This window comes from Pseudomonas sp. CGJS7 (assembly GCF_036961695.1).
On the sequence record NZ_JBAMDI010000060.1, the window covers coordinates 50,022 to 62,671 of the forward strand.

A 12,650-nucleotide genomic window follows, 5' to 3' on the forward strand; every position below is an offset into this window, starting at 1 on the left:
TAAGAAATGGCGACTACCACCCTTGGGGTCAAACTCGACGACCCGACCCGTGAGCGACTCAAAGCAGCTGCGCAGTCCATTGACCGCACGCCGCACTGGTTGATCAAGCAAGCGATCTTCAACTACCTGGAGAAGCTCGAGGGTGGCGCCACCCTGACCGAACTCAACGGTCATGTCAGCAACCTGGCCGACGATGCCGGTGAAGTCCAGGCTGACCACAGCCACCAGTGCTTCCTCGAATTTGCCGAAAGCATCTTGCCGCAGTCGGTACTGCGCTCGGCGATCACCGCTGCCTACCGCCGACCGGAGCAGGAAGTGGTGCCGATGCTGCTGGAGCAGGCGCGCCTGAGCGCGCCACTGGCCGAAGCCACCAACAAGCTGGCCGCGGGCATTGCCGAAAAACTGCGCAACCAGAAAAGCGCCGGCGGCCGTGCCGGTATCGTCCAGGGCCTTCTGCAGGAATTCTCGCTGTCGTCTCAGGAAGGCGTGGCGCTGATGTGCCTGGCCGAAGCCCTGCTGCGTATCCCCGACAAAGGCACCCGTGATGCGCTGATCCGCGACAAGATCAGTACCGGCAACTGGCAGCCGCACCTGGGCAACAGCCCGTCACTGTTCGTCAACGCCGCCACCTGGGGGCTGCTGCTGACCGGCAAGCTGGTCAGCACCCATAACGAAACCGGCCTCACCTCCTCGCTCACCCGCATCATCGGCAAGAGCGGCGAACCGATGATCCGCAAGGGCGTCGACATGGCCATGCGCCTGATGGGTGAGCAGTTCGTCACCGGCGAGACCATTGCCGAAGCCCTGGCAAACGCCAGCCGTTTCGAGGCCAAAGGCTTCCGTTACTCCTACGACATGCTCGGCGAAGCCGCACTGACCGAACACGACGCGCAGAAGTACCTGGCGTCCTACGAGCAGGCCATCCACTCGATCGGCAAGGCCTCGCATGGCCGTGGCATCTATGAAGGCCCAGGCATCTCGATCAAGCTGTCGGCACTGCACCCGCGCTACAGCCGGGCCCAGTACGAGCGCGTGATGGAAGAGCTGTACCCGCGCCTGCTGTCGCTGACACTGCTGGCCAAGCAGTACGACATCGGCCTTAACATCGACGCCGAAGAAGCCGACCGCCTGGAGCTTTCGCTGGACCTGCTCGAACGCCTGTGCTTCGAGCCATCCCTGGCTGGCTGGAACGGCATCGGCTTCGTTATCCAGGCCTACCAGAAGCGCTGCCCGTACGTGATCGACTACGTCATCGATCTGGCCAAGCGCAGCCGCCACCGCCTGATGATCCGCCTGGTAAAAGGCGCCTACTGGGACAGCGAGATCAAGCGTGCCCAGGTCGAAGGCCTGGAAGGCTACCCGGTCTATACCCGCAAGGTGTACACCGACGTGTCCTACGTCGCCTGCGCCCGCAAGCTGCTGGCCGTGCCAGAAGCCATCTACCCGCAGTTCGCCACCCACAACGCCCACACCCTGTCGGCCATCTACCACATTGCCGGGCAGAACTATTACCCGGGCCAGTACGAGTTCCAGTGCCTGCACGGCATGGGCGAGCCGCTGTACGAGCAAGTGGTCGGCAAGATTGCCGATGGCAAGCTGAACCGCCCGTGCCGCGTGTATGCACCGGTCGGCACCCATGAAACGCTGCTGGCCTACCTGGTGCGCCGTCTGCTGGAAAACGGCGCCAACACCTCGTTCGTCAACCGCATCGCCGACCACTCGATTTCCATCCAGGAACTGGTCGCCGACCCGGTGGCCAGCATCGAGCGCATGGGTACCCAGGAAGGCAGTATCGGCCTGCCGCACCCACGCATTCCCCTGCCGCGCGATCTGTATGGCACTGAACGGGCCAACTCGGCCGGCATCGACATGGCCAACGAACACCGCCTGGCATCACTGTCCTGCGCCATGCTGGCCACCGCTCACAATGACTGGAAGGCTGCCCCGCTGCTGGCCTGCGCCGCCAGCGAGAGCGCTGCCGCACCGGTGCTGAACCCGGCAGACCACCGCGACGTCGTCGGCCATGTGCAGGAGGCCACCGTTGCCGACGTGGACAACGCCATCCAGTGCGCACTGAACGCCGCGCCGATCTGGCAGGCCACCCCGCCAGCCGAACGTGCTGCCATTCTGGAGCGCACCGCCGACCTGATGGAGGCCGAGATCCAGCCGCTGATGGGCCTGCTCATCCGCGAGGCCGGCAAGACCTTCGCCAACGCCATCGCCGAAGTGCGTGAAGCCGTGGACTTCCTGCGCTACTACGCGGTGCAGGCACGTAACGACTTCAGCAACGACGCCCACCGCCCGCTGGGCCCTGTGGTGTGCATCAGCCCGTGGAACTTCCCGCTGGCGATCTTCACCGGCCAGGTGGCCGCAGCCCTGGCTGCCGGCAACCCGGTACTGGCCAAGCCTGCCGAGCAAACCCCGCTGATCGCCGCCCAGGCCGTGCGCCTGCTGCTGGAAGCGGGCATCCCAGAAGGCGTGCTGCAGCTGCTGCCGGGCCGCGGTGAAACCGTCGGTGCCGGCCTGGTCGGAGACGAGCGCGTCAAAGGCGTGATGTTCACCGGCTCCACTGAAGTGGCCCGCCTGCTGCAGCGCAACGTCGCTGGCCGCCTGGACAACCAGGGCCGCCCGATCCCGCTGATCGCCGAAACCGGCGGCCAGAACGCGATGATCGTCGACTCCTCGGCACTGACCGAACAGGTCGTGATCGACGTGGTGTCCTCGGCCTTCGACAGTGCCGGCCAGCGTTGCTCGGCCCTGCGCGTGCTGTGCCTGCAGGAAGACTCTGCCGACCGCGTGATCGAAATGCTCAAGGGCGCCATGGCTGAAAGCCGCCTGGGCTGCCCGGACCGCCTGGCCGTGGACATCGGCCCGGTGATCGATGCCGAAGCCAAGGCCGGCATCGAGAAGCACATCCAGGGCATGCGCGAGAAAGGCCGCCCGGTCTACCAAGTCGCCATTGCTGATGCTGCCGAGATCAAGCGCGGCACCTTCGTCATGCCAACCCTGATCGAGCTGGACAGCTTCGACGAGCTGAAGCGCGAAATCTTCGGCCCCGTACTGCACGTGGTGCGCTACAACCGCCGCAATCTGGACCAGCTGATCGAGCAGATCAACAACTCCGGCTACGGCCTGACCCTCGGCGTGCACACCCGTATCGACGAGACCATCGCCAAAGTGGTGGAAACCGCCAACGCCGGCAACATGTACGTCAACCGCAACATTGTGGGTGCAGTGGTGGGCGTGCAGCCGTTCGGTGGTGAAGGCCTGTCTGGCACCGGCCCGAAAGCCGGCGGCCCGCTGTACCTCTACCGCCTGCTGTCGACCCGCCCGGCCGATGCCATTGGCCGCCACTTCCAGCAGCAGGACGGCGAAGGCAAGCCGGACCGCACTCTGCACGAACAGCTGGTCAAGCCACTGCACGGCCTGAAGGCCTGGGCCGAGAGCAACCAGCTGGCTGATCTGGCCGCGCTGTGCAGCCAGTTCGCCAGCCAGTCGCAGAGCGGCATCGCTCGCCTGCTGCCAGGCCCGACCGGCGAGCGCAACAGCTACACCATTCTGCCGCGTGAGCACGTGCTGTGCCTGGCCGACAACGAAACCGACCTGCTGGCGCAGTTCGCCGCGGTACTGGCCGTTGGCAGCTCGGCGGTGTGGGTTGACGGTGAACCGGGCAAGGCCCTGCGCGCCCGCCTGCCGCGTGAGCTGCAGGCCAAGGTGAAGCTGGTCGCGGACTGGAACAAGGATGAAGTGGCGTTCGACGCCGTGATCCACCATGGCGACTCGGACCAGCTGCGCGGCGTATGCCAGCAGGTGGCCAAGCGTGCCGGGGCGATCGTTGGGGTGCACGGGCTGTCCAGCGGGGATCACCAGATTGCGCTGGAGCGCCTGGTCATCGAGCGCGCGGTGAGCGTGAACACTGCAGCGGCGGGTGGTAACGCCAGCCTGATGACCATTGGCTAATGGCTGAGGGTTGTTGAAGAAGAAGGAGAGCCTCGGCTCTCCTTTTTTATGCGTGCATGTCCTGAAGCAGGGGCTGGACTAACAGGTGCTCACCAGAACGTGAGCCATGCCAACGGTGACTTGGGTGTCTTCTGTTGTTACCGTTTATCCCCTGGAAATTCTCGGCTGCCTGGGCCGGTCCTTTCGCGGGTAAACCCGCCCCTATACACATGCACAGGCCGTCGTGTAGGAGCGGGTTCACCCGCGAAGAGGCCGGACCTGCCGGCCAATTTCTACCCGCCGTTCACCGTTGCCGCCGCCACCGTATTCGCGGGTAAACCCGCTCCTACCGGGGGTTTGCGCTATTGGCTGGATCTTGATGTCGCGTCTACCTGTCAGGCGCGGTGCTCATGCATGCGGGCCAGTTGCCGTTCCAGCATTGACGGGTAGGGCTCCATCAGTCGCTCCACACAGCAGGCGCCTTCGGGGCTGGCGATCGGGCGAATACGTGCACGCTGGCGGATCAGGGCGTCATCGTTGATCTGCCGCTCCACCAGCAACAGGTTGCGGCTGTGCTGCGACAACGCCAGGGCATCCTGGACCTTCTCGGCCATCAGCAGGTCAACCAGTTCCAGCCCATGCAGGTCGTTGCCCAAGACCAGGCCTAGCTGCAGTTGCAGGGTAATGCCGCTGTCAGCTACCTCGATCTGCAGGGCGTGGCCCAGGGCGCGCAACAGTTCGCCACAGCAAATGGCGTTGGTCAGGTAATCCTCGCCACACTCGCGGCTGTGGAACAGCACCAGGGTGCTGCCGTCGTTCAGCGTGTGCGTTTCGCCGTCGTAGAGCGAGGCCGCGTGCTCCAGGCAATCACGGTAGCGCTCGGTCAGCTCGGCCAGGCGTGTGCGTGGCAGGCGACGCAGTTGCTCCTGCGAGCCCAGTTGCACGGCAAGCACGGCGCTGTACTGCGGCTCGTCGGACTCGACCTCTGCGGCGGCTTTGGGGGCAGTGTCGTCGTCCAGCAGGCCGGCGAAGGCTTCGTCGTCATCCTCGTCTTCCAGGGCAACCTTGGCGCGCGGTGCGGCCTTGGGTGCCGGGGCAACTGCGGGCAGGTCGTCGAACTGCTCGTCGTCTTCTTCCTCGGGCTCCGGCTCCGGGGGCGGAGGCGGGGCCAGGCGTGCATGCAGCTGGCGGGCGATGTCGCCAATCTCGTCCTGGCGGTCGGTGGCCGGGGTATAGGGCTGCGGGTCGCGCAGCCATACCCGCAGTTGCAGCAGTGGCAGGGTGATGAAGCGACCCTGACGCAAGCTGAGGGCCAAGGCCAGGGTAAGCAGGATGGCGGCCAGAATGCCCATGCTCTGCAGGCTGATCAGCATCGGCTGCTGGAACTGGCTCATGTCCAGACTTATGCGCAGCTGTCCGGCCGTCACGTCCTGGAACGTGATTTTGGTCTGGTACAGGCCTTCGGCCTCGCCCAGCAGGCTGTTGCGCGGGCGCTGGCCTGCTTCGGCGAGGATGCGGTTATCCACGCTGTAGATTGCCGCATGGGCCACCAGCGGGTTTTTAACCAGGTTGCCCAGTAGCACGTTGAGGCTGAGGATGTCGTTGGACACCAGCAGCTCGGTGGCCGATGTTGCAGTCTGGGTGGTCAGGCTCTGGCCCAAGGCATCGGCCTGCTCATGCATGGCCTGCTTGAACTGCAGGCCCATCACGCAGGCGTAGATCACCAGCGCCAGCGCCACCAGGAAAATGTTGGTGCAGGCGATGCGCAGTGCCAGCGGCACGCGACGTTGACTCAGGGCGCGATAGATCATCAGGAAGAAATTGTCTGGTTTGACTGGCGTGGGCCGGTTCACAGAGCTCGGCTCTTAATGGCATGAAAGTGGGGGGAGTATAGCGAGCCGGGTTTTGTCGGCAAAGTATCGTTGGCGCCCGATGGTCATGGAAAATCGGTAGAATGCGCATTTTTCATCGAAGTCGGAGCCAGGTTGTGCGCGAAATCGTCCTGATCAACATCACCGGTGAGGACCGTCCCGGTCTCACTGCGGCTATCACCGGCGTCCTGCTGCAGGGCGGTGTGAGTATCCTCGACATCGGCCTGGCGGTCATGCACGGCACCTTGTCGTTTGGCATCCTGGTCGACATACCGGACAACGAAGTGGCTACCGCGCTGTTGCAAAGCGTGCAGGCCAAAGCCCACGAACTGAACCTGCAGGCCCGTTACACGCCGATTTCCGAGGCGGACTACCAGCATTGGGCCGATGGGCATGGCGAAGCGCGACACATCGTTACCCTGCTCAGCCGCAAGATCACACCCGAGCAGCTGCAGCGGGTGAGTGCGGTGATCAGCCAGTACGGCCTGACCATCGAGCGTATCGAGCGCCTGTCGGCCCGGGTGGCACTGGATGCCGAAATCGACAAGGGCAAGGCAGCCGTCGAGATCTCCGTGCGCGGCGTGCCGAGCGATGCCCAGGCCCTGCGTGCCGACTTCTTTGCCCTGGCTGAAGAGCTGAGCGTCGACATCGCCTTCCAGAAGGACGATCTGTTCCGCCGCAACCGCCGCCTGGCGGTGTTCGACATGGACTCCACGCTGATCGAGGCCGAAGTCATCGACGAACTGGCCAAGGCGGCGGGTGTGGGGGAGCAGGTGGCGGCGATCACCGAGCGCGCCATGCGCGGTGAACTGGACTTCCGCGCCAGCTTCAAAGAGCGCATGGCACTGCTCAAGGGCCTGGATGTGGGGGTGCTGGACGAGATCGGGGCATCGCTGCGCCTGACCGAGGGTGCCGAGAACCTGTTTGCCGAGCTCAAGCGCCTGGGATACAAGACCGCGATTCTGTCCGGTGGCTTTACCTACTTCGCCCGTCAGGTGCAGGCGCGCCTGGGTATCGACTATGTGTTCGCCAACGAACTTGAAGTGGTCGATGGCAAGGTGACGGGCGTGGCTGTTGAGCCGATTGTCGATGCCCAGCGCAAGGCCGATTTGTTGAAGAAGCTGGCCAGTGACGAAGGCTTGCAACTGGAGCAGACCATCGCCGTGGGCGATGGCGCCAATGACCTGCCGATGCTGTCGCTGGCCGGGTTGGGCGTGGCGTTTCGTGCCAAGCCGCTGGTGCGCCAGTCGGCCAAGCAGGCGATTTCCACCTTGGGGCTGGACGGGGTGCTGTACCTGCTGGGCCTGCGTGACCGCGACGCCCGCGGCTGATCCGTGAATCCGGGGCCGCAAGGCGGCCCAACGAAAAAGGCCCTGCATATGCAGGGCCTTTTCATATGGCTCGAATCAAGCCTGCGCAGGCGCCGCCAGCTGCTGCCCCATGCGAACTGCAGAGCCCGCACCCAGGCTCTCAGCCCACTTCACCTGCTCCGGCCCGAACAGCACGATGGCGGTCGAACCCAGCTTGAAGCGGCCTAGTTCGGCACCTTTCTCCAGGTGGATCGGCGTGCGGCTGGCTTCGTCGTAACGGAAAGTCTTCAGCTCACGTTTGGGCGGTGTGACCAGCCCGGCCCATACCGTTTCGATCGAGGCGACGATCATCGCGCCGACCAGTACCACAGCCATTGGCCCACGTTCTGTATCGAACAGGCAGACCACGCGCTCGTTGCGAGCGAACAGCTCGGGAACATTCTCTGCGGTGGTCTGGTTGACCGAGAACAGGCGGCCCGGCACATAGACCATTTCGCGCAGGGTGCCGGCCAGCGGCATGTGCACGCGGTGGTAGTCCTTGGGCGACAGGTAGATGGTGGCAAACTCACCGCCCATGAACGGCGCGGCCATGGCCGGATCACCGCCCAGCAGCTCTTGCGCGCTGAAACCGTGGCCTTTGGCCTGGAAGATACGGCCGTGCTCGATCGGGCCGAGCTGGCTGACCGCGCCGTCGGCCGGGCACAGGATGGCGCCCGGGGTTTCGTCCAGCGGACGGGCACCAGGTTTCAGGGCGCGGGTGAAGAACGCATTGAAGTGCTCGTAAGCGCTCAGGTCTTCGACCAGAGCCTCGCTCATGTTGACCTGGTAGCGCTTGGCGAACCATGCGGTGAAGGCGTTCTTGAACCAGCGCACGCGGCACTCGGCGATGCAGCCGGCCAGCCGCGACAGCAGGTGGTGCGGCAGCAGGTACTGGCTGATGATGAACAGACGGGATTTCATGCAGGTTCCTTAGACTTCTACAGGCGTGTCCGGGTGGTTGCCCCATTCGCTCCACGAGCCGGCGTAGGCCTTGACGCGTGGGTAGCCGAGGGCCTTGGCCACCAGGTAAGTGAAACCGGAGCGGCGGTGGGTCTGGCAGTGGGTGATCACCTCCTTGTCAGGGGTGATGCCCAGTTGCTCGAGGACTTGTTTGATGTCCTGGCGAATGCGCAGGTGGTCATTGAGGTCCATGCCGGCGGTCCACTCGAAGTTGATCGCGCCGGGGATGTGGCCGCCTTTGGCTGCCAGCACTTTTTCGCCGCTGAATTCCTGCGGGCCGCGTGCGTCCCAGATGACCAGGTCATCGGCGCCCAGGCGGCTTTGCAGGTACTCGCGGGTGGCAGTGGGTGCGCTGTCTATGTGCAGGTGCACCGGGGCGTTGCCAATGGCAGGCACTTCGGTGGACAGTTTGTCTGCCGGCCAGGCCTGGATACCGCCATTGAGGTAGTGGTAGCGCTTGTGGCCGATGACATCGAGCAGCCAGATGAAGCGCCCGGCCCAGCCGCCGCCTTCATCGTCGTACACCACATACACGGCATCGGCGCGGTGGCCGAGTTCGCTGAACAGTTTTTCGAGCTCGCCCAGGGCTGGCAGCAGGCCGGGCGCCGGGGGCTGGCCGAGCTGGGTGCGCTTGCCTTCGACAAAGCGCGCGCCGGGGATATGCCCGCTGACATAGCGGTTGGCGCTGCTCAGGTCGACCAGGATCAGTTGCGGCGAATCCAGGCGTGGCAGCAGGTCTGCAGCTTCGATCACCAGGGGCAGGCCGGAAAAGTCGGTCATCCACGGTCTCCAGTGTGGAAAGAGGGGCGATTGTAGCGCAAGGCTCAACCCTTGCGGTTGGTAAACACCGACAAGGCCCGCTCGATGCATTGCGCGGTCTTGCCGAAGGCTTGCACGCTGATATCGGCCAAAGGCCGGCAGCCCTGGTCGGCCACCAGCAGCATCAGCACCTGGTCGTTCGCAGCCAGCGAGCGAAGCAGTACATGTTCGCTGCGGAACAAGGTGCGCAGCGGGGCGGGCAACAGCGCCGAGAACTGGCTGTGGTTTTCCGGTGTGATGCGCAGCTGCCCGGCCTGACTCAGCAGCTTTTGCAGCAGCTTGTTCTGCGATACCTGCAGGGCCAGGGCACCGGCCTCCTTGGGCAGGCCGGCAATTTGCTGCACGCGCAGGTAGTCACTGGCCTTGTCCAGGCTAAGCAGCATGATGCGTTGCATGCCGCAGGCCAGCAGGGCCTCACGGGCCTGCGTGGCCAGGTGCACGGTGTTGGTGAACGGGCTGGGTTGGGCCAGCAGGTGCTGGCACAGCGTGCGCCAGCGTGCCAGGTCGTCGCTGCTGGGCGGTGGCGGGGCCAGCATGTCCGGGTGAGGGCGGCGTTGGTGCCACGGCCAGATCAAGGCCTCGGCCGGGTGGAACAGGGCATGCCGGGCGTGGCGGCGGGCGCTGGCGGCAGCCTGCTGGTGCACTTGCTGCTGCACGTCTTCCAGCGAGGTTTGCAGGTACAGCGCGGTCAGCAGTTGCCAGCGCAGCAGGTGCGGGTTGTCCCAACCGACCTGTGCCGCCAGGGCCAGGTTGTTGGCCAGCAGTACGGTATTGGCCGGCTGGTTGAACCAGCGCCGCAGGCCGGGCTCGGCGTCCATGCGGTGTTGCTGGCTGAGCAGGTCTTCGTCGCGGGCGATATTCAGCACCTGGGCCAGTTGCTCGCGCTCTTCCAGCAGCAGGCGATAACCCTGGGTGACCCACTGGGGCAGGCGCCAATACTCGGCCATGGTCTGGCACAGCGCCATGATGCGCACGCCAAACAGTTCTTCCTCGACGTGGGCGGCGTCTTCACCTTTGTGGATAACCCGCAGCTCCCAGGTGTCGAGCAGCTTGGGGTAGGCCAGTGCCAGTGGCCAGAGTGGCGACAGGAACAGCAGGCTGCCCCAGTGAATCTCTTGCCACAGCCGTGCCAGGCGGCTGGCGAACAGGCCGCTGGCCTGCTGTGCCGCATGCTGGCTGATCATCTGGAACTGGCACAATACCGGCGGAATTTCCTCCACGGGCAGCGCCGGCAGGCGTTTGAGAAGCTGCTCGCTGCGCTCCAGGCCCAAGCGGTTGAGAGCAACCTCCAGGCTTTCGGCGGGTTCGGCGAGGCTGGCATTGGTGGGGTGATTGGCTTCGCGCATCACTGACAGCACCAGTGCCGGGCTATCCTGCATCAGTTCGGCGATGTCGCGCAGCGAGCGGCGGCTATCGTGGATGGCAGCCATGACCCGGTCGTAGCTGTGCTTCGGCACGGGGATGCGAACACTCTCGAGCAGCTTTACCCAGGCCTCTAGCGTACGCGGGGCCTGAGTGGGCACCTTGGTTTCAATTGGCATTTTGACATCAGTCCGAACTGGCTTTTCGCATTGAGTGGCTATAGTCTGGCGCAGTTCTGCCGATAAGTAGAAGAAGAGTTTTAAAGCTCCCGTCTCTTCCCCTGACCACGACAGCAAGTGCTTTGAACCTATGGCTAAAATTATCGGCATCATCGTCGTATTCGCGAGCGTGCTCGGCGGCTACGTGCTCTCCCACGGCAAGATCGCAGCGCTTATCCAGCCGTTCGAAGTACTGATCATCGGCGGTGCGGCCTTTGGTGCATTCCTGCAGGCCAACCCTGGCCACATGACCATGCACGTCATCAAGAAGTCGATGAAGATGTTCGGCTCGCGCTTCAGCCATGCCTTCTACCTGGAGGTGCTGGGCCTCGTTTACGAAATCCTCAACAAGAGCCGTCGCGAAGGCATGATGGCCATCGAGGCCGACATCGAGGACGCCGCTGCTAGCCCGATCTTCGCCAAGTACCCGACGGTACTGGCCGATGAGCGCATGACCGCGTTCGTCTGCGACTACCTGCGCATCATGTCCACCGGCAACATGGCCCCGCACGAGCTCGAGGGCCTGTTCGACATGGAACTGCTGAGCATGAAGGAAGAGCTGGAGCACCCGTCCCACGCGGTGACCGGCATCGCCGACGGTATGCCCGGCTTCGGTATCGTTGCGGCGGTACTGGGTATCGTGGTGACCATGGCCTCGCTGGGCGATGGCGACCAGGCGGCCATCGGCATGCACGTAGGTGCGGCGCTGGTGGGTACCTTCTTCGGTATTCTGGCGGCTTACGGTTTCTTCGGCCCTTTGGCCAAGTGCCTGGAGCACGATGCCAAGGAAGAACTGAATCTCTACGAATCGATCAAGGCTTCGCTGGTGGCCTCGGCGTCGGGCATGCCACCTTCGCTGGCGGTCGAGTTCGGGCGCAAGGTGCTGTACCCCAAGCACCGCCCAAGCTTCGCCGAACTGGAACAAGCGGTTCGCGGTCGCTGAGTCATGGAGAACAATCAGCCCATCATCGTCAAGCGCGTCAAGCGCTTTGGCGGCGGCCACCATGGTGGCGCCTGGAAAATCGCCTTTGCCGACTTCGCCACGGCGATGATGGCGTTCTTCCTGGTGCTGTGGCTGTTGTCCACGGCCACGCCTGAGCAGAAGATCGCCATTGCCGGCTACTTCCAGGACCCTATCGGTTTCTCCGAGAGTGGCACGCCTTATGTCATCGACCTGGGTGGTTCACCGGAGATGGCGCCGGACAAAACCATCAATCCGGAAGTGAAGACCGAGCCGACGCAGCAGTCCCCCACTCAGCTGAGCAAGGACCAGGTCGAGACCATGGCCGAGCAGGTCGAGCGCGAGCGTCTGGAGCTGTTGCTGCAGGAACTGCAGAACAAGGTGGAAGAGAACCCGCAGCTGCAGAAGTTCAAGGACCAGATCCTGTTCGAGATCACTCAGGACGGCCTGCGTATCCAGATCATGGATGCCGAGAACCGACCGATGTTCGACATCGGTAGCGCGCGCCTGCAGCCCTACTTCGAAGATATCCTGCTGGCCATGGCCGACACCATCAAGGCGGTGCCGAACAAGATCAGCATCAGCGGCCATACCGATGCCAAGCCGTATGCCGGCACTGGCGAGTACGGTAACTGGGAGCTGTCGGCCAACCGCGCCAACGCCGCGCGGCGTGCCCTGGTGGCGGGTGGTTACCCGGATGGCCAGGTGGCACGGGTGGTGGGGTACGCCTCGTCGTCACTGTTCGACCGCAAGGACCCGTTCAACCCGGTCAACCGCCGTATCGACATCATCGTGCTGACCAAGAAAGCCCAGCGCAATATCGAAGGTGAGCAGGGTGCGCCGGAAACACCGCCAGATGCGCCAACTGCTCCTGCAGCGCCAGCCAGTGGTGCAGCGCCAGGGGCTTCGGCACCGGCTGCCCCAGAGGCAACTGAACAGCCACCGATGCAACCGCGCGAGCTGCGCCAGAAGCTGAACATCTTTGAAGATGGCACGCTGAAGATGGATGAAGCCAAGGAGCAGTAAGCGGCTTTTCTGTGTGGGCACCTGTGCTACCCAACACCTGAACGTTGGCGCGATCACTGTAGGAGCGGGTTTACCTGCGAAGCCTCCAGCGCGGTGAATGGCACCGGCGTTGCCGGTGTTCGCGGCTAAAGCCGCTCCTACATAC

At 64.0% G+C, this 12,650-nt stretch carries 8 protein-coding genes; 4 read left to right on the top strand and 4 right to left on the bottom strand.

Annotated elements, in window-relative coordinates:
- Positions 1 to 6: 6 nt before the first annotated feature.
- Entirely contained in the window at positions 7 to 3,960 is a 3,954-nt protein-coding gene (gene putA, locus V7787_RS29590; protein WP_012053883.1) for a trifunctional transcriptional regulator/proline dehydrogenase/L-glutamate gamma-semialdehyde dehydrogenase, read from the top strand.
- 374 nt (positions 3,961 to 4,334) lie between these two features.
- On the opposite strand, the gene V7787_RS29595 is transcribed toward putA, so the two are convergent.
- Positions 4,335 to 5,792: an AhpA/YtjB family protein gene (locus V7787_RS29595; RefSeq protein WP_064491489.1), complete on the bottom strand. Its 1,458-nt coding sequence runs from the start codon at positions 5,790 to 5,792 to the stop codon at positions 4,335 to 4,337.
- Positions 5,793 to 5,926: 134 nt separating this feature from the next.
- On the opposite strand from V7787_RS29595, the gene serB reads away from it, so the two are divergent.
- Complete coding sequence (serB, locus tag V7787_RS29600) at positions 5,927 to 7,141, top strand: phosphoserine phosphatase SerB (RefSeq protein ID WP_019437570.1); 1,215 nt, start codon at positions 5,927 to 5,929, stop codon at positions 7,139 to 7,141.
- 75 nt (positions 7,142 to 7,216) lie between these two features.
- Here the strand turns inward: serB and asd are convergent, their stop codons facing one another.
- The 3 genes from asd to V7787_RS29615 are packed head-to-tail and all read right to left on the bottom strand — an operon-like array spanning position 7,217 to position 10,479.
- The gene (gene asd, locus V7787_RS29605; RefSeq protein ID WP_010955490.1) at positions 7,217 to 8,080 is read right to left on the bottom strand and encodes an archaetidylserine decarboxylase; all 864 of its coding nucleotides are present in this window, start codon (positions 8,078 to 8,080) and stop codon (positions 7,217 to 7,219) included.
- Between the two features lie 9 nt (positions 8,081 to 8,089).
- Positions 8,090 to 8,899: a rhodanese-like domain-containing protein gene (locus V7787_RS29610; RefSeq protein ID WP_064491490.1), complete on the bottom strand. Its 810-nt coding sequence runs from the start codon at positions 8,897 to 8,899 to the stop codon at positions 8,090 to 8,092.
- Positions 8,900 to 8,943: 44 nt separating this feature from the next.
- Positions 8,944 to 10,479, bottom strand: a complete 1,536-nt coding sequence (locus tag V7787_RS29615; RefSeq protein ID WP_064491491.1) for an HDOD domain-containing protein — start codon at positions 10,477 to 10,479, stop codon at positions 8,944 to 8,946.
- A gap of 130 nt (positions 10,480 to 10,609) precedes the next feature.
- Between V7787_RS29615 and motA the strand changes: the two genes are divergently transcribed.
- Together motA and motB are read left to right on the top strand one after the other, a co-directional pair.
- Positions 10,610 to 11,461: a flagellar motor stator protein MotA gene (gene motA / locus V7787_RS29620; protein ID WP_003249507.1), complete on the top strand. Its 852-nt coding sequence runs from the start codon at positions 10,610 to 10,612 to the stop codon at positions 11,459 to 11,461.
- 3 nt (positions 11,462 to 11,464) lie between these two features.
- Positions 11,465 to 12,505: a flagellar motor protein MotB gene (motB, locus tag V7787_RS29625; RefSeq protein WP_064491492.1), complete on the top strand. Its 1,041-nt coding sequence runs from the start codon at positions 11,465 to 11,467 to the stop codon at positions 12,503 to 12,505.
- The last annotated feature ends 145 nt before the right edge of the window (positions 12,506 to 12,650 follow it).

What these genes read in the sequence shown, in the direction of transcription:
- putA (WP_012053883.1), top strand. Translation starts at nt 7, where the DNA reads ATGGCGACTACCACCCTTGGGGTCAAACTCGACGACCCGACCCGTGAG.
- asd (WP_010955490.1), bottom strand. Translation starts at nt 8,080, where the DNA reads ATGAAATCCCGTCTGTTCATCATCAGCCAGTACCTGCTGCCGCACCAC.
- V7787_RS29610 (WP_064491490.1), bottom strand. Translation starts at nt 8,899, where the DNA reads ATGACCGACTTTTCCGGCCTGCCCCTGGTGATCGAAGCTGCAGACCTG.
- V7787_RS29615 (WP_064491491.1), bottom strand. Translation starts at nt 10,479, where the DNA reads ATGCCAATTGAAACCAAGGTGCCCACTCAGGCCCCGCGTACGCTAGAG.
- motA (WP_003249507.1), top strand. Translation starts at nt 10,610, where the DNA reads ATGGCTAAAATTATCGGCATCATCGTCGTATTCGCGAGCGTGCTCGGC.
- motB (WP_064491492.1), top strand. Translation starts at nt 11,465, where the DNA reads ATGGAGAACAATCAGCCCATCATCGTCAAGCGCGTCAAGCGCTTTGGC.